Source organism: Blautia luti, assembly GCF_013304735.1.
In the GTDB taxonomy this organism is placed as follows: Bacteria; Bacillota; Clostridia; order Lachnospirales; family Lachnospiraceae; genus Blautia_A.
Genome location: NZ_JAAITI010000004.1, coordinates 120,284 through 135,761, shown reverse-complemented (window position 1 = coordinate 135,761; position 15,478 = coordinate 120,284). Strand labels below are relative to the sequence as shown.

The following is a 15,478-nucleotide window of genomic DNA, read 5'->3' as shown; positions in this document are numbered from 1 at the left end:
GAATTTGCATAGAAAAAAAGAGGAATACCTTACGAGCAATCAAGAAAATACGGGCTTCTGTTTTGGTACAATAAAAGTATCAAGATAGAGGCTCGTATTTTTTGTGATACAGCATAAGGAGGAATGATGAAGTTGCTAAGAAAACAAATGCTGCTATGTTCTATTTTGTTTCTTGTATTTACGCTATCTGCCTGCTCTGCAATTGGGCAGACAGACGAAAACAATCTTACAGATAGCGCAACATCCGCAGAAAAAACGGTATCAGTTGTACGAGGGACAATTACTCCAACCGTTTCAACGCAAACGACTATTGTTCCGGCAGTACCGTTTATTATTTCCTCACCCGAAAATGGCATATTTAATACAGCGGTAGAATTAGAAGAAAAAATCACTGCCGGGCAAATTATTGGAACTGTGAACGGCAAAGAATTGAAATCTCCGGTGGATGGTACAATTACCTCTATTGCCCCATCCAATGAAAGCGTACCGAGTAATTATCCCGTAGCGATAGTGCATTATACAGGATTTGCCCTCAATGTAGAGGCAGATAATTTTTTGAGTACCTTACCGGAGTATGCAGAGTTGAAAGCAAAATTTCAAGTATATGATGGTGTAGGACCAACCGATATGATTGCCGTGGTGTCGCCTGCCGCAGATGAAAATGCGTTTACGGGAATCGTGCCGCAAGAGGGCATTCTGCAATGCTTGATCAGTCAAACAGTCGATGTGAAATCGGGGCAAAGTGCAACGGTAGTCATAACGGCGACAACGAGAAATGATGTCCTTATATTGCCGCTGTCGGTAATAGCGGGTAGACAAGGGACGGGATTGGTTACTGTAATTACTCCGAATGGAGAAAGAGTGGAAACAAAAGTGACATTGGGTGTGACAGACGGAGCCAATATAGAAATACTGTCCGGCTTAGAGGAGGGCGATGTAGTTTCTGCTACTCCGCCAAACCTTGATCCGAGGGGGATTTGATAAAATGAAAGGAATTTCCGAAAAGACTTTAATCAAAATAAAGGATTTGAAAGCAAGCGTCAAATTGAATAATGGCGATATGCTGACAACAGTAACCAACGCTAATATGGAATTGCAACGAGGGCGCAGTTATGCCATTGTCGGAAAGTCCGGCTCAGGCAAAACAAGCCTTATATCCATTATTGGCTTGTTAAATCGGGAATATGAGGGCGAGTACCTTTATGATGGTATATCTATTTCTGCTTTGAAAGACCGTGATCTGTCTATACTGCGAGCCAATAATATCGGATTTGTATTTCAGAACTACTCTCTGATTAAGCACTTGCGGGTATGGGAAAATATCGAATTACCCCTACTCTATGCCAAAAAGTCGTTTACCGCCAAACAGCGTCACGAGATAATTACAGGCTTGCTAAAAAGTGTCGGCTTAGAAAGCAAGGAAAATGATTACCCAATCAATTTGTCCGGCGGTGAACAACAAAGAGTTGCAATCGCAAGGGCGCTTGCAGTATCTCCGGAAGCCATTTTATGTGATGAGCCTACGGGAGCGTTGGATAAAAAGACGGGAACGCAGATTATGGAACTGTTGCACAGCGTCGTAAAAGAAAATGGAATTATGCTGCTGTTGGTTACGCACGATCCTGATATTGCAGATACCTGTGATACGATTTTTGAAATGGATGGAGGGAGGATAACTTGTGCTAAAAATGATACTTAAAGACCTTCGTCTGTCTCCACTTAGAAGTATTCTGACAAGTGTTTCAATGCTTGTAGGCATTATCGCAATGCTTGGATCGGTATTAGTTGGTACGCTTGGACGGGAGTATTTGATTTCCGTAAACGCACAGGTATATGGCTGGTCACCTACTTACTCATTCGTGATAACGGAATCCGATTTTCACGATAGAAATAAAATGGAACAATTATTCCAGAGATTTGAAGCCATTGATGATGTAGCCGCTGTTACTTTTTCTATGGGAGAAGATATTCGATTTGCACCAATGAAAGATTTAACGCCAATACCGCCGAATGATGTTTACCAAAACCTGATGGCTTTTGATTTAGTTTGCACCACGGAGGCATATAGTCAAGTCTATAATCTTCCAATGACATCCGGTAGATGGTTAGAGCCTTCGAGTGAGGGCGGATCGCTTGAAGTGGTCATAAACAAAGAAGCTAAAAACTATTTTAATGATTCGCCCTATGCTGCAGGAAATGTAAAAAGCACACTTTCGTTAACCCCATTCAATATTGTCGGAGTAGTAAACGATGGCAGGGATTTTCCGACTATCTATGCGGATTCTGCGGCGATCCTCAATTTCGCACCAGCAATGTGGCAAGTACAAAATGCAAATGTGTATTGGCATCCCACAACAGGACTGACAATCGAACAGATACATTCTGCCCTTGGCGACATTTTGACTGATACCATTGGCGGTTACTGGGAAAGTGCTGGGCGGAGTGATATTGGAGATACCTATGATTCGGTATTGTCCATACTGCAATTAGGGCTTTTGGTTACTTCGCTTTTGTTGCTGTTTGTTTCCGTATTAGGGCAGATCAATATCGGACTATCTTCATTGGAACAGCGCACACATGAGTTGCTGATCCGCAGAGCGATAGGTGCTTCACGAACAAATATTGTGGCATTGGTTTTAGGCTCACAGTTGATTTTATCAATATTCGTTTGCTTTGCAGCTATTTTGATTTCGCTGATTTTGGTGCATTGTATTGGAGCGTTGCTCCCTGTGGATTCCCCGGTGGGAACACCGAGTTATCCAATCAGCGTTGCTGTTGTTGCAGTTGCTGTGTCTGTGCTTACAGCATTATTGGGCGGATTATTACCAGCATTGAAAGCAGCAAAATTAGAGCCTGCATTGGCTCTTAGATAATAAAACTCAATTCAAGGAGGAAACAAAATGAAACGAACAATCTCAAAATCCGAAAGACCGTACAGACTGTTATTGTGTGTTATGATTTCTTTGCTGGTGATTATGCTGGCAGGCTGCTCCACTTCTTCGGACTCCGACACAAACACAAGAGGTTTCACGGACTTTGCTACCATTGAAGAAGAATACCTAACGACCATTGAGAGTTTGAATTGGCCGGAGGGCTTTACGCCGCCTGATGCTTTGGAAGGCGAAGATACGGGAGCGTCTTTTCAGATAGGATATGGCGATACAAGAGCATCTAACCTTTGGGAATATTCTTGGATGCAGGAATGGCTTGATACTTACAATACGGATTCGGAAAGGGCGGCAAAAGCCTTAGCTGAACTCGAAAAAGCCTTTGATATGCCTTATATGGGAACAGATCGCTGTGATGACGCCACACGCAAATATCTTCGTGATAATATTGATAAAGCTAAGTTGGGAGATCCGTCTGGATTTACAGAGTGTATTCAGGCAAATTATGCCGATTAAAAATGGCACATAGGAGTTTTGGTGTTGGGAGGTGAGCACATATATGCAGAGAAAACGCCGTAAGAAAAAACGATTTGGAGTATTTTTGTTTTTGCTTGTAGTTTGTATCGGCATAGGTATAATGTTTGTGCCGTGGGCAATGCAGCCGGAAAATTTCAGAGAGGTAAAGAATAAAATAAATGGTTTTCTCTACAAAGAAGATTTTCCTGACTCTTATAATGCAAAATCGCTGATTTTGGTGGATTGTTCTGATGATGAAATATTTGTTTCAAAAAACGAGAACGAGCCACAAATTCCTGCAAGTTTAGCCAAGCTGTTTGTTATTGAGTATGCGTCAACTTTAGCAGACCTTGATAGTATCGTTGTTGCAGACTATGGTGCTATTTCACTCACGAAACCTGGCTCGTCTGTTGCTCAAATCAAGGAAAAAGAATACTTTTTACACAATCTATTTGCGGCAATGTTAGTACCGTCAGGGAATGACGCAGCTTATGTGGTTGCTGATTATTGTGGAGGATTACTTTCGCCGCAAGCAGAAAGCTGTCAAGAGCGTGTGAGGATTTTCATGGAGAACTTAAACCTGCATTTGCAACAGCAGGGGTACTTAGACACAGTTTTATATGATCCGAGTGGTTTTGATATGGAGGCACTTACCACCACTTTAGATTTGAAAGAAGTAGTATATCGGTTGTTGGAATACTCGTGGTTTAGAGAAATTGTATCTCAAAACACTTATACGGCAACACTGCCTGATGGCAGTACACAAATATGGCAGAATACAAACGCCTTCCTTGATCCGACATCCGAATATTACAACGAAAATGTATGCGGAATTAAGACTGGCTCTCTGTCTGACGACTATAACTTGATTGTGCTTTATCAGCAGCACGGAAAAGAGTTTTTGATATGCAGTTTAGGCTCTCAGTCCGATTCCTCTCGTTATGACGATGTGAATTTTATTCTGAAAACGATTGATGAATCGTATTATCTCACGCAATAAATCTTATGTTGTCCAAGACAAAAAAACTAACCAAGGGGGGTGATAATATCGGACGAATCGTAATAATGGAGTTCAAAGCACAAGACTCAACAGCCTTTGACGATATGCTGGCTTTTGTAAAACAGCACCCTGATTTTGAAAAATTAGAGATTTCATATGAGCCGACATTATCCCTTTCCGGCTTAGAAATCAATTTGAGCCGGCGCAGAGTTATCAATAACGGTCAGGAAATTGAACTGACCGTCAAAGAGTACGATATACTCTGCTTGCTCGCAGCCAATAAAGGTCGTGTTCTTACATACGAGCAGATTTATGATAAGGTGTGGGGCGAAATATCAGCAGGCAATGAAAAGGATACCGTAGGCTTTCACATTCGGAATCTTCGTAAAAAACTTTGTGATACAAACTCTCACTTTTCCATAGATAGTGTTCGTGAGATCGGCTACCGCTTTAACAGTCAGTAAGCAGTCCCTCGTAGTTCATAATGAATTGCGAGGGATTATTCATTTTCTAAGACGGTATGTCGGAATTTGATAAATCCCTGCAAATGTTGATTTTATACGACTGTTAAGAGCAATATCGTGTCTAAACTTGCGACTGGACTTTGCATTTTCTACGAGTTATCTTCGTAATATCTCGGCATTATACTACTGGAATGTTTATCATAAACAGGGCATGATTTATGGCAGAATGGGCAGTCGTTCTCGTGCCATTTATTAGGTCTTGCTTGGATACGAATATGTTTAACTCCATTCTTATCAGAGTAAAGATTACAATTTTTTATAACTGTGTTCTTGACATTAAGGACACTTTTGCATAATGTATTAACTGAAGCCACTTGTGAATACTCCTTTTGTGTTTTTCTTCGCAGTTAATACATTAAAGGACACAAGTGTTTTTTCAATATGGTGTTGTTAATTTATGGTGTTAGGCTTCCACCATTATGCCAGAAGCCTCATATAAATTTATTGGGAAGAGTTACCGATCAAGTTTTCTCAGAATCCGAAGAATGGGATATTGATACGGTGTCAGAAACTATTGCATCGGAATATGAAAGAGCAACGAATCTTTCGATAAATAAAGAGAAGCAGAATTTGCCAATAGAAGAAAAACGAACGATAGATGTTAAAGAAATACGAGAATGGCTGAACTTTATTATTACGATTATATCAGTTGTTTTGGGAGTTACGAATTCTTCAGCAACAACGATAAATAATTACAATTATACACAACAAGTCAATAATTATTACATCGTTGGAATGGGATATGATGCGAAGGAGCTAAATACGACTAAATATAGAATCGTTAATAGAGAATCTATTGTACGACTGAAGCATGACTGCCATTCGATTGTAATTGAAAAGCTTGAGGAAGGGAAAGTTGTTAGAATTATAGATAAATATAAAAAGTGGCGACAGATAATTTGGGAGAATGAAGATGGTGAAGAATGTATGGGGTGGATTCAAAATTATAGATTAACTGAGTTTAAAGTGCCTAGAAATAAATGATGTATATTTGATGAAATAGAATCTATAAGTGAAGGAAGTATTATGTGTGGTAGATATTATATTGATTCTGATATGGCAGATGAAATCGAAAAAGTAGTGCATGATATAGACCAACGGATCCGGCAGGAACATTTTGCAGGAGATATCTTTCCAACCAATGTAGCACCGATCATTGAAAAATCAGAACATGGATTGAAACTGGATGTTTGCAAGTGGGGATATCCATTGTCACAAGGAAAGAATCTGGTTATAAATGCAAGAGCAGAATCTGTTATGGACAAACCTTCTTTTCGAAATGGAATCCTCTATCACCGCATTTTGATACCGGCAAGTGGGTTCTATGAATGGAATCGGTTAAAAGAGAAAAATACATTTTCCAGATATGATGCACCAGTATTGTATATGGCTGGCTTCTGTGATTGGTTTGAGAATGAACGACGATTTGTGATTATGACTACAGCAGCCAATGAATCTATGATAAAAGTACATGATCGTATGCCGCTGATATTGGAAAAAGGACAGCTGAAAGATTGGTTCGATGACAGGAAAATGGAGCAAATTCTGCATCAGGTACCGGTTCAGCTAAAACGAGAGGCAGAATACGAACAGCAGAGCTTATTCTTATAATGGTTCAGAGGAGAAATAGAAAGATGCAAATATTTGTTGATGCAGATGCCTGCCCAGTGGTTGCGATCATTGAAAAGATTGCAAAAGATAATAGTGTTCCGGTAATGTTGTTGTGTGATACAAACCATGTTCTGTCATCGACTTATAGTAAAGTTGTTGTTGTCGGTGCAGGAGCAGATGCAGTAGATTATAAACTGATTAGTATCTGCCATAAAGGAGATATTGTCGTATCACAGGACTATGGTGTGGCTGCAATGGCATTGGGAAAAGGTGCTTATGCTATTCATCAATCAGGTAAATGGTACACGGATGATAATATTGATCAGATGCTAATGGAACGTCACCTGAGTAAAAAAGCCAGAAGAAGTTCCCGTAAATGTCATGTCAAGGGACCGAAGAAGCGGACGGAGGAAGATGATGAAAGATTCGCTCAGTCTTTTGAAAAAATGCTTTTGATGGCACGGGAGAAAGAAGGCAGATGAGGAATTGTAGATGCAGAGGAACGACAGAAGCTATAAAGACTTAAAACAAAAACAGAAGAGTGCAATAGCAGATAAAACATACAAAATGCACTTGAAGTTTTATCTTGAGAATCAGCGAATGCCGGATGCTACTGAAATGAATGATATATGCAAAAGTTTGTTTACGGCAGTTCAATCGCTTGCTCCTAAAACGGAATATGAAGAATTTTATAAAATTGTTGAAAAGCGTGAAAAGAGTTATGAAGAACGTATCCTGAGAGACATTCAGAATGGAATTATAATAGAAACACTTATGGCAAAAAAACATAAGAAAACGCCGGAAGAAAAAGCAGCTGTTGCGAAACAAAAGAAGCAGCAGAGGCGAGCAAGACGGAAACAAGAAACAAGAGATAATCTGGCTAAAGAAGAAATCTTGCAAGATGACAGATTTTTCGTTATTGCCGGTTATACCTCCGGAGGTGCACCGTATGGTGTCACCTGGGAGGAAATGGGTCTGAAACCTTGGGAAGATTTGGAAGAGAATAATTGAGTTGTCAGTGCAATCTTATTTATCTCTTGTGACAGAAACAGGTTCCCGTTTTGCCGGAAGTAAGTCTGAATTGATTTCAGGAGCATCGAGCAGCACAGAGAAATTTTGCTGAATGATATCCAGTGTTTTCTGCTTTTTCTGTAATTTCTGTTTTTCCCGGACGGTAGCAGCTTGTTCAGATTCAAGATTTTCAATCCGCTTCTGGATTTTTTCAGAGCTAGGGATTTTGGTAACACCGAGATCCTGAAGCTCTTTTTTTAGTGAATCGTGGAGTTGGTATTCTGCCAGATGCTTGGAACGGTATTCTTTTGGATTTTTTGCAGATTTGCAATCTTCTATCACTTTACGGCAGAGCCGGTAAGAATCACAGTGTTTCTGAATGACTTTCTGCGTGCTTAGCTCACTGGTGATGTGTGCTATTCTCTGATCAGCCGCTTTAACAGAAGCATCAACATCAGAAACATGCTGCCTGAAATCCTCATAATTCAGTAGGTTATTTTCTGAAAGATAGTTGAAGGTGCGGGCTGCCTCTTTTAGATTATTGAGTTTTGCCCAATGTTCAAATCCTTCTCGATTGCCAGTCGTTACATACGTGGAGATATTGATATACAGGCGAGCTTCTCTGGACAGATGTTTTGGAGTTTTCACTTTGCTACGATTTTTAGCTAAGTGGATGCGGACGTTTTCTTCCGTATAATAACTTCCCAGAGATTTCATATAAGTGAAATTTTTTTGTTCCGGTGCACGGAAAGAAAGATGCTTTCCCTGCCGGACTTCATATCCAGCTAACTGCATTTTTTGTAGAAATTCCTCATAGTTGATGGAAGTCCAGATTGCTTTATCAACTGCAACACGTAGCTTGGCTTTCCAACTGGTGCCACGATGATATTCCATGTTCTCTTTATAGCTTTTTCCTTTTTCTCCGGTTGGCATACTGGTGGCAAGTCCATTTTCCAGGCAGATACGATTACTGATTCTGCAGAGTTTATGGTAGCTCCGCTTATTGGAAACATACTTGTGATGATCAACAAAGCTTGCAGCGTTGAAGATGATATGGTTATGAATGTGCTTTTTATCAACATGGGTACTGATCACGTATTCATATTTTCCTTTCAGTACTTCGGCTGCAAATTGCTGTCCTAAGCGATGGGCAGTTTCGGCATCAACTTCTCCAGGTTTAAATGACTGGATCAGATGAAATGCCAGGTTATTACCTTTGTCCATTCCATTCTTTTTTGCCATTTCTCTAGTCATGGAAAATTCGAGATCAGCAGTTTCCGGGGAACAGCCAAAACTGGAAACCAGCAGTTTTTCATCAGTCTTGTCTGGATTCGTGATATAGTCCAGAGCTTTCTTGTCTGTTACTTTAATGGGGAAGATCTTAATATATGCCATAGTTCTTTCACCATCTCTTTCAATTCTTGCATTTCTTCCGGATATAGATCTCCGGTGGTATTTACCTTTTTTGCAATCTGGTTGATATTTATGCCAATCTTGTGCATTTCCTCATACTGTTTCTTCAGAGGAGTTGTATCTGTGTTGACGATGTAGCCGTCGATTGCCATCTTACGCAGATAAGCTCCCATGTTCTTGGTTTTTGATTCTATCATCTTCCTGCGGATTAACTTTCGTTCTTCTTCTGTGACATAAAAATGAATTTCTTTGTTTCTTTTTCTTTCAGCCATTAGCAGTTTCTCCTTTCTGAGAGGGCAGTAGTATCGTTGCTTTCAGCGTTTTTCAATTCAGGGCAGGGTACCCTAAATTGGGATTTTCCGGAAGTGTATCCTCACTTCCTGTCCTTGCTGTTTTATCCCTCTATTAGTTAAAGTCAGGAGAACCGGGAAAATGCAAAAGAATTTGACAGGTAGTATAGGGAACAAAAATGTGGTAAGATTATGGACAGGATATCAGAAGAATCAGGAGTTGAATGGATTGTGAAGAAAGAAGAAATATTTGAATATGTGCAGAAACAGTATGGCACACTTCCGGAATATCTATGGAGTAAACTACCGGACAGTGCAGTACTCCGACATAAAAATGGAAAATGGTATGCAGTGATCATGACGGTTGAAAAATCGAAACTGGGATTAGAAGGAAGAGAGTTGGTTGATATCATTGACGTAAAGTGTGATCCGGACATGACAAATATGATTATTCAGACTTATGGATTTTTACCTGGGTATCATATGAATAAACAGCACTGGATCACGATTTTACTGGATGGTTCGGTCAGCGAAGCAAAGGTACTGGACTTTTTAGATATGAGTTATGACCTGATTGACGGAGCAGGCGGAAAAGAAGAAAATGTAAGTGGTTTACAGTGATTTTTGAGCAAAAGGAAAACCGGGGATTTTACTCCTCGGTTTTTCGGCTGTTATGCTTCAGTCTTCAACTTGAAAAATATCTTCTACAGGCACTTTCAGGTAATGGGCCAGCCGGATTGCAATCTCAAGAGAGGGATTACGTTCTCCACGTTCGATGCGGCCTATAGTCTGGCTGCAGGAACCTATGGCTTCAGCCAAATCTGCTTGAATGAGATTCCGTTCTTCACGAATATCTTTTAATGTATTATTGATTGCCATTCAATCACTTCCTTTGCTTATTGTTATCAGCAGGATCATGAACCTGCTGTTGAAATCTAATGAAATCCCGGAATTTCTGCACCTTTGCATTTCCCGATTACTTTTCCAAAAACTTTAAAAGAGTCAGATTCCAAAACCTGGATAGGACGATATTTTTGATTTAAAGAGATCAGATAAACACCATCTGGCTCATCGTGTAATTCCTTGATGTAAATATTGCCGTTGAGATAGAAGATTCCAATTTCACCATTAGCAAGAGAATCTTTTTTCTGAATCCATGCAACATCATCTGTATGATAAACTGGCTCCATACTGTCACCGGAAATCCGTACACCAAAGTCAGTCTGCTCAGGAGCAAGGTGTCCTACATCATAGGTTTCTTTTACAGAATCCTCCAGGTAATTTCCAGTACCAGCAGAAACTGGTTCCCATGTAATTTCTACAGGATGATGGAATGGGATAATTTTTGCAGACAGTGGAGAAAACTTTTTAGAAGCTTTCAAAATATCAGCAAATTCAATCAATTTATTTCTGCCTTCTTCATTCAATCCACTCATAATGTTATATGGGTTTTCTCCAAAGAAGGATTCATATATATCTTCGATATCAAGTAACTGGCAAAGTGTCAGGAAAACATGTAAAGCTGGTTCTCGTGCATTGGTCTCCCATTTGGAGATTGCTTTTGTAGTGACCTGAATACCTTCCTGAGAAAGCAGGTCTACCAGATCTGATTGAGAGTATCCTTTCTTTTTTCTATTTTCTGCTAATATTTCCCCGAAATCACGCATTTGTTCGCCTCATTTCTATTTGAATTTTCTATATGCATTATACCGTATGTTAGAAATAAAATCAACAATAATCTCCAAAATGGAGAAAATACAACCAAGATGTTACTTGACTATCTCCGGAATGTCGATATATACTAAACATACAAAAATTGATAAGACATCATGTTGAAGAAAACAGCTGGGAGGTGAAAAGTTTGAGTGAGCGTGTGATCCTGCATAGTGATATGAACTGTTTTTATGCCAGTGTGGAAATGCTGCATCATCCGGAATTTACCGGAATGCCGCTGGCAGTCGGTGGCGATCCGGAAGCCAGACATGGGATTGTGCTGACAGCAAATTATATTGCAAAGCAAAAAGGTGTAAAGACCGGAATGGCATTATGGCAGGCAAAACAGATTTGTCCGGAAATCATATTTGTACCACCACGGATGGATTTGTATTTGAGATTTTCACAGATGGCAAGAGAAATCTATTCGGAGTATACGGACAAGATCGAGCCATATGGAATTGATGAAGCCTGGCTGGATGTATCGGACAGCAGAAATTTGAAAGGAAGCGGAATGACGATTGCAAGAGAAATCAGCCATCGGATTAAATACGAACTGGGTGTAACGGTAAGTATTGGAATTTCCTGGAATAAGATTTATGCGAAACTTGGTTCAGATTATAAAAAGCCGGATGCAATCACAGAGTTTAATCGAGAAAATTATAAAGACAGGATATGGCAGCTTCCAGCGACAGATTTGCTTTATGTCGGAAGACAGACAAATAAGAAATTGCAAAAACTTGGAATCCGGACAATTGGGCAACTTGCGGAATCAGACGAAAAGTTGTTAGAGAGCCATTTGGGAAAAATAGGAAATGTATTATGGGCTTTCGCAAATGGTTGGGATGAAGATCCGGTTTGCAAGGAAGGATATGAAGCACCAGTAAAGTCGATAGGTAATAGCACTACAACACCGAGAGATCTGGAAAATGATCTGGATGTCTGGATCATTCAAATAGCATTGGCAGAAAGTGTAGCTGCACGATTGCGGAAACATGGATTTAAATGCAAAACAGTAGAAATTACAGTTCGAGATAATGGATTGTATAGTTTTTCCAGACAGATACATTTACGACAGCCAACGAATATTACAAACGAGATTGTAACTGCAGCATTTCAGCTATTTAAAGATAATTATAAATGGGAACATCCCATTAGAAGCCTGGGAATCCGAGCTGCGGATCTTGTGTTAGATGATATTCCCGTGCAGTTGGATTTATTTGGAAATCAGGAGAAAAAGGAAAAGTTAGAGAAGCTGGATCGTACTGTAGATGAGATCAGACGACGGTTTGGTTATTTCAGTATACAGCGAGCGGCAATGTATCAAGATAAAGTCTTATCCCACTTAGACGCTGGTACGCACACGATCCATCCACACAGTTATTTTCATGGGTAATTGGAGGGATAGATTTGAAAAAAACATTAACCAGAAAACAGAAAGAAAGTTATCAGTGTCTTTTGGATTATACGAAGGAGCATGGATATCCGCCGACAGTACGGGAATTTGGAAAATTGATCGGGGTGAAATCAACATCATCAGCATTTTCCAGAATCAAGCAGTTGGAGTTAAATGGATATATCCGCAGAATCCCGGCATCGCCAAGAGCAATTGAGATTTTATAGTGAGGTGTCGGCATGAACAAAGTATATGTAGATGTAGTGGCAGAGTTTCGGAAAGACGGACAGCTGGTTCCCATATTTTTTACATGGGAGGATGGAAGAAAGTATAGCATTGACAGAATTTTGAAAATCGAGCGATGCGCCAGCAGAAAGGCAGGCGGTGTAGGAATGATGTACACCTGTATGATACAAGGGCAGGAAAGCCACTTGTTTTACGAAGTGGATAAATGGTTTATGGAGAGAAAAACAGCATAAGGAGAGATTGGTATAGACGATATTATTTGGATTATTAACCGGCAGGGATAGTCACTTTCCCTTTATATTCCTGCAGGTTTTACATAAGAAGATGGATTCCGGTCAGCAAAGGCAGCTCCCACAATGCCTTTTGGATATCCGCTTCTGCAAGTTGTAGTAAGTAATTGCTTCCCATCAAAATCATGGGGAAAGCGAACTGGTCTGAAAGACCGCCAGTTAGTGTGATGATGATAAGGAGATTTTGAAACTGATGACAGACAGAGATTATGCAATTAAATCAATGAAAGAAATTACCTTCCAGATGGCAAGTCATGCACAGGATTATCTGGAAGTTACAATCGAAAGACATTATACTGATATTAAAGAATTGATGACAAGCTATCAGAAATTGATTTTGGAAAATCAGATTGTGTTAGAAGAACTGGATATGGAATGCCAGGAGAAAATCAATGAAGATATGGCATATGCATTGAGTTATCTGAGCATTTATAACAACCAGCTGAATGTGCCAAAGATGCACCGGGAGATGAATAATCTGATGATTATTTATGGATTGTCGGACATGATCTATCGGGGAATGACTTTGGTGAAGTTCTATGCACCGAATGGTGTGATGCTCAGTGAAATCCTTCATTCCTGTTTTTGCAGTCATTATAATAAGACAGATGTGGAAGTACAACAGGAGTTAGGAATAGGCAGGACTTCTTTTTATAAAATGAAGAAGCAGGCACTTGGGTATTTAGGATTTTATTTTTATGAGATCGTGGTACCGCAGGCAAAGGATAAAAGATTTAAACCGTCACTGGGCGTTGAGGAAGAGTAGGTGAATAATATGAGATACGAAGATTCAATGAAAGGTGTAGCTGCTCAGATAATCAAAGAACAGCAGCGAGTCAGTAAAATTAAAAACAATCCAGAAGAGTTCCATTGGCATGACGAATATGCAACGTTGAATTTCTTTCGGTTTATCTGCAAAAATATCGGTAACTTGGGAAATGGAGAAATTGAGAAAATGGTCACACGCTTGAAAAGCATAGATCAGAAAGCAGTGGAAAACCATGTGAATGGTGCTGTTTGGGCATTTGATTATGATAAGATGTTCTGTGTATTGATGGAAAATGAAATTTGCCGAAAGGTGTGTGAAAAGAATAAATATAATAGTTGGATGAAACTGATTGGAAATTATTGTTTTCAAGTGGTGTAGGATAAAATAGTGGCTTGTGAAAAGCTGATTTTGATGTTAAGATGAAATTGGGATAGGAGACATTTAGGAACCTATCCTGACATAGCAAAGAATGGAGGCGAGAATGGACGTGGCGAAAGAAGAAATCGTGAAAACAGAAGAATTGGAAACACGTTACGAAAGATACAAGGGTATCTTAAAAGACCTTACCATCATGAGCGATGTGTTTATGCGGAATGTATTCAAGAAACGGGAATGTACAGAATATGTTCTGCAGGTAATTATGAATAAAAAGGATCTGAAAGTGATTGATCAAGTTCTGCAGAAAGACTATAAGAATTTGCAGGGGCGTTCAGCTATTCTGGACTGTGTTGCCAGAGATTCTGAAGGCAAGCAGATGGATGTAGAAATCCAACAGGACAACGAAGGGGCATCTCCCAAAAGAGCAAGGTATCATAGTGGTCTGATGGATATGAACACATTAAATCCAGGACAGGATTTTGATGACCTTCCGGAAAGCTACGTGATTTTTATCACCAGAGACGATGCACTTGGATACGGACTTCCGATTTATCATATAGACAGGAAAATCGAAGAAGTCAGTGAGAATTTTAAGGATGAAGCTCATATTATCTATGTAAATTCTAAGAAACAAGAGGATACAGAATTAGGCAGACTGATGCATGATCTTCACTGTAAGAATGCAGAAGATATGCACAGTAAGATACTTGCTGACAGAGTATACGAATTGAAGGAAACACAGAAAGGGGTGGAATTCATGTGCCGTGAGATGGAACAGATTTACAGTGAAGGTATTGAAAGCGGTGAAATGCAAAAAGCAAAAGAGACAACGATTGCCCTTGCAGAGATGGGTTTACCTGCTGACAAGATTGCTAAAGCCGTTAAGATTGGCGTCGATGTCGTACAGAAATGGATTGATGAGAGCATGAGTGTTGCACATTAACAAATACTGAATTTCAAAGAAGCTGCCAGAAGATATGATTTTCTGGCAGCTTCTTTTTAAGAAATTGGAACACAAAGAAAAAGTGCTTTCTCAGAATTGATGTGAATAGAAATTAGGAAGCAAAACAATGCGAAGAGATTGTTCACTCGTGCAACTGGAAGACATGTTGGATAGAAATTTATTTATAAGAATTAGTAAGAGCGGCATTGTAAATTTAATGAATGTTGATTCTTATAAAAAAGGAACAATAAATATAAATGGATAAGAAATAAATGTTGCAAGAAGAAGACGTAAAGATTTCGAAATCGCATTCCAAAGATATGATCTTGAATTTAGAGGGGAATAAATGGAAATAGGAATATTATATTTATAGTAGTAAATAAAGCTTTTAATGATTAAGCTTAATGGCATAATCGACATAATCTAAGAACATTGCAGTAATTACTCATGTAAATGTCGTAAAGCTAATATATAATTTAGTCACTCGATA

General features: G+C 39.4%; 22 protein-coding genes. 18 read left to right on the top strand and 4 right to left on the bottom strand.

Annotated features, from left to right (window positions below; all coding sequences use genetic code 11):
• Window positions 1-126: 126 nt before the first annotated feature.
• The 10 genes from G5B06_RS03970 (at window position 127) to G5B06_RS18925 (ending at window position 7,550) form a co-directional block, all read left to right on the top strand.
• Window positions 127-981, top strand: coding sequence for a hypothetical protein (locus G5B06_RS03970; RefSeq protein WP_020994032.1), 855 nt, complete (start codon window positions 127-129; stop codon window positions 979-981).
• A 4-nt stretch (window positions 982-985) separates the two neighbouring features.
• Window positions 986-1,699 carry an ABC transporter ATP-binding protein gene (locus tag G5B06_RS03965; RefSeq protein WP_004853372.1) on the top strand — a complete coding sequence of 238 codons (714 nt, stop codon included), beginning with the start codon at window positions 986-988 and terminating at the stop codon, window positions 1,697-1,699.
• Window positions 1,689-2,873 carry an ABC transporter permease gene (locus G5B06_RS03960; RefSeq protein ID WP_117456454.1) on the top strand — a complete coding sequence of 395 codons (1,185 nt, stop codon included), beginning with the start codon at window positions 1,689-1,691 and terminating at the stop codon, window positions 2,871-2,873. Before G5B06_RS03965 ends, G5B06_RS03960 begins: the two co-directional genes overlap by 11 nt.
• A 27-nt stretch (window positions 2,874-2,900) precedes the next feature.
• The gene (locus tag G5B06_RS03955) at window positions 2,901-3,404 is read left to right on the top strand and encodes a hypothetical protein (protein ID WP_015514509.1); all 504 of its coding nucleotides are present in this window, start codon (window positions 2,901-2,903) and stop codon (window positions 3,402-3,404) included.
• A gap of 43 nt (window positions 3,405-3,447) precedes the next feature.
• Entirely contained in the window at window positions 3,448-4,404 is a 957-nt protein-coding gene (locus tag G5B06_RS03950; RefSeq protein ID WP_012744280.1) for a D-alanyl-D-alanine carboxypeptidase family protein, read from the top strand.
• A 65-nt stretch (window positions 4,405-4,469) separates the two neighbouring features.
• On the top strand, window positions 4,470-4,868 hold the full coding sequence (locus tag G5B06_RS03945) for a winged helix-turn-helix domain-containing protein (RefSeq protein WP_015514508.1): 399 nt from the start codon (window positions 4,470-4,472) through the stop codon (window positions 4,866-4,868).
• 441 nt (window positions 4,869-5,309) lie between these two features.
• Window positions 5,310-5,912 (top strand): hypothetical protein, encoded by a 603-nt coding sequence (locus G5B06_RS03940; RefSeq protein ID WP_015514507.1) that lies wholly within the window; start codon window positions 5,310-5,312, stop codon window positions 5,910-5,912.
• A 42-nt stretch (window positions 5,913-5,954) separates the two neighbouring features.
• The gene (locus tag G5B06_RS03935; RefSeq protein WP_012744277.1) at window positions 5,955-6,539 is read left to right on the top strand and encodes an SOS response-associated peptidase; all 585 of its coding nucleotides are present in this window, start codon (window positions 5,955-5,957) and stop codon (window positions 6,537-6,539) included.
• Between the two features lie 23 nt (window positions 6,540-6,562).
• Complete coding sequence (locus tag G5B06_RS03930) at window positions 6,563-7,021, top strand: YaiI/YqxD family protein (protein ID WP_015514506.1); 459 nt, start codon at window positions 6,563-6,565, stop codon at window positions 7,019-7,021.
• Window positions 7,022-7,031: 10 nt separating this feature from the next.
• A complete protein-coding gene (locus tag G5B06_RS18925; protein WP_012744275.1) occupies window positions 7,032-7,550 on the top strand; it encodes a hypothetical protein in 519 nt (172 codons plus the stop codon).
• Window positions 7,551-7,565: 15 nt separating this feature from the next.
• On the opposite strand, the gene G5B06_RS03920 is transcribed toward G5B06_RS18925, so the two are convergent.
• Both G5B06_RS03920 and G5B06_RS03915 read right to left on the bottom strand, forming a co-directional pair.
• Complete coding sequence (locus G5B06_RS03920) at window positions 7,566-8,945, bottom strand: relaxase/mobilization nuclease domain-containing protein (RefSeq protein WP_012744274.1); 1,380 nt, start codon at window positions 8,943-8,945, stop codon at window positions 7,566-7,568.
• Complete coding sequence (locus tag G5B06_RS03915; RefSeq protein WP_012744273.1) at window positions 8,912-9,235, bottom strand: MobC family plasmid mobilization relaxosome protein; 324 nt, start codon at window positions 9,233-9,235, stop codon at window positions 8,912-8,914. The genes G5B06_RS03920 and G5B06_RS03915 overlap by 34 nt, the downstream gene beginning before the upstream one ends.
• A gap of 249 nt (window positions 9,236-9,484) precedes the next feature.
• Between G5B06_RS03915 and G5B06_RS03910 the strand changes: the two genes are divergently transcribed.
• Window positions 9,485-9,874: an MmcQ/YjbR family DNA-binding protein gene (locus G5B06_RS03910; protein WP_055039885.1), complete on the top strand. Its 390-nt coding sequence runs from the start codon at window positions 9,485-9,487 to the stop codon at window positions 9,872-9,874.
• 57 nt (window positions 9,875-9,931) lie between these two features.
• Here the strand turns inward: G5B06_RS03910 and G5B06_RS03905 are convergent, their stop codons facing one another.
• The gene (locus tag G5B06_RS03905; protein WP_005344265.1) at window positions 9,932-10,132 is read right to left on the bottom strand and encodes a helix-turn-helix transcriptional regulator; all 201 of its coding nucleotides are present in this window, start codon (window positions 10,130-10,132) and stop codon (window positions 9,932-9,934) included.
• Between the two features lie 56 nt (window positions 10,133-10,188).
• Window positions 10,189-10,920, bottom strand: a complete 732-nt coding sequence (locus G5B06_RS03900; RefSeq protein ID WP_055039884.1) for a helix-turn-helix domain-containing protein — start codon at window positions 10,918-10,920, stop codon at window positions 10,189-10,191.
• Between the two features lie 194 nt (window positions 10,921-11,114).
• On the opposite strand from G5B06_RS03900, the gene dinB reads away from it, so the two are divergent.
• The 7 genes from dinB to G5B06_RS19755 all read left to right on the top strand — a co-directional run bounded on the left by dinB (window position 11,115) and on the right by G5B06_RS19755 (window position 15,253).
• Window positions 11,115-12,362 carry a DNA polymerase IV gene (dinB, locus tag G5B06_RS03895; protein WP_055039883.1) on the top strand — a complete coding sequence of 416 codons (1,248 nt, stop codon included), beginning with the start codon at window positions 11,115-11,117 and terminating at the stop codon, window positions 12,360-12,362.
• Window positions 12,363-12,376: 14 nt separating this feature from the next.
• The gene (locus G5B06_RS03890) at window positions 12,377-12,589 is read left to right on the top strand and encodes a DNA-binding protein (protein WP_055039882.1); all 213 of its coding nucleotides are present in this window, start codon (window positions 12,377-12,379) and stop codon (window positions 12,587-12,589) included.
• A gap of 12 nt (window positions 12,590-12,601) precedes the next feature.
• Window positions 12,602-12,841, top strand: a complete 240-nt coding sequence (locus tag G5B06_RS03885) for a hypothetical protein (protein ID WP_005344271.1) — start codon at window positions 12,602-12,604, stop codon at window positions 12,839-12,841.
• 250 nt (window positions 12,842-13,091) lie between these two features.
• Window positions 13,092-13,664, top strand: coding sequence for a hypothetical protein (locus G5B06_RS03880; RefSeq protein ID WP_008688147.1), 573 nt, complete (start codon window positions 13,092-13,094; stop codon window positions 13,662-13,664).
• A 9-nt stretch (window positions 13,665-13,673) separates the two neighbouring features.
• Window positions 13,674-14,045 (top strand): hypothetical protein, encoded by a 372-nt coding sequence (locus G5B06_RS03875; RefSeq protein WP_044921552.1) that lies wholly within the window; start codon window positions 13,674-13,676, stop codon window positions 14,043-14,045.
• A 103-nt stretch (window positions 14,046-14,148) separates the two neighbouring features.
• Window positions 14,149-14,988, top strand: coding sequence for a PD-(D/E)XK nuclease family transposase (locus G5B06_RS03870; RefSeq protein ID WP_015529876.1), 840 nt, complete (start codon window positions 14,149-14,151; stop codon window positions 14,986-14,988).
• Window positions 14,989-15,115: 127 nt separating this feature from the next.
• Complete coding sequence (locus G5B06_RS19755) at window positions 15,116-15,253, top strand: LytTR family transcriptional regulator DNA-binding domain-containing protein (RefSeq protein WP_015529878.1); 138 nt, start codon at window positions 15,116-15,118, stop codon at window positions 15,251-15,253.
• The last annotated feature ends 225 nt before the right edge of the window (window positions 15,254-15,478 follow it).

Coding starts and splice junctions, on each gene's coding strand:
- G5B06_RS03885 (WP_005344271.1), top strand. CDS start 12,602: ATGAACAAAGTATATGTAGATGTAGTGGCAGAGTTTCGGAAAGACGGA.
- G5B06_RS03965 (WP_004853372.1), top strand. CDS start 986: ATGAAAGGAATTTCCGAAAAGACTTTAATCAAAATAAAGGATTTGAAA.
- G5B06_RS03945 (WP_015514508.1), top strand. CDS start 4,470: ATGGAGTTCAAAGCACAAGACTCAACAGCCTTTGACGATATGCTGGCT.
- G5B06_RS03940 (WP_015514507.1), top strand. CDS start 5,310: ATGGTGTTGTTAATTTATGGTGTTAGGCTTCCACCATTATGCCAGAAG.
- G5B06_RS03915 (WP_012744273.1), bottom strand. CDS start 9,235: ATGGCTGAAAGAAAAAGAAACAAAGAAATTCATTTTTATGTCACAGAA.
- G5B06_RS03920 (WP_012744274.1), bottom strand. CDS start 8,945: ATGGCATATATTAAGATCTTCCCCATTAAAGTAACAGACAAGAAAGCT.
- G5B06_RS03870 (WP_015529876.1), top strand. CDS start 14,149: ATGGACGTGGCGAAAGAAGAAATCGTGAAAACAGAAGAATTGGAAACA.
- G5B06_RS03875 (WP_044921552.1), top strand. CDS start 13,674: ATGAGATACGAAGATTCAATGAAAGGTGTAGCTGCTCAGATAATCAAA.
- G5B06_RS03935 (WP_012744277.1), top strand. CDS start 5,955: ATGTGTGGTAGATATTATATTGATTCTGATATGGCAGATGAAATCGAA.
- G5B06_RS03900 (WP_055039884.1), bottom strand. CDS start 10,920: ATGCGTGATTTCGGGGAAATATTAGCAGAAAATAGAAAAAAGAAAGGA.
- G5B06_RS19755 (WP_015529878.1), top strand. CDS start 15,116: ATGCGAAGAGATTGTTCACTCGTGCAACTGGAAGACATGTTGGATAGA.
- G5B06_RS03970 (WP_020994032.1), top strand. CDS start 127: ATGAAGTTGCTAAGAAAACAAATGCTGCTATGTTCTATTTTGTTTCTT.
- G5B06_RS03930 (WP_015514506.1), top strand. CDS start 6,563: ATGCAAATATTTGTTGATGCAGATGCCTGCCCAGTGGTTGCGATCATT.
- G5B06_RS18925 (WP_012744275.1), top strand. CDS start 7,032: ATGCAGAGGAACGACAGAAGCTATAAAGACTTAAAACAAAAACAGAAG.
- G5B06_RS03905 (WP_005344265.1), bottom strand. CDS start 10,132: ATGGCAATCAATAATACATTAAAAGATATTCGTGAAGAACGGAATCTC.
- G5B06_RS03960 (WP_117456454.1), top strand. CDS start 1,689: ATGATACTTAAAGACCTTCGTCTGTCTCCACTTAGAAGTATTCTGACA.
- G5B06_RS03955 (WP_015514509.1), top strand. CDS start 2,901: ATGAAACGAACAATCTCAAAATCCGAAAGACCGTACAGACTGTTATTG.
- G5B06_RS03880 (WP_008688147.1), top strand. CDS start 13,092: ATGACAGACAGAGATTATGCAATTAAATCAATGAAAGAAATTACCTTC.
- G5B06_RS03950 (WP_012744280.1), top strand. CDS start 3,448: ATGCAGAGAAAACGCCGTAAGAAAAAACGATTTGGAGTATTTTTGTTT.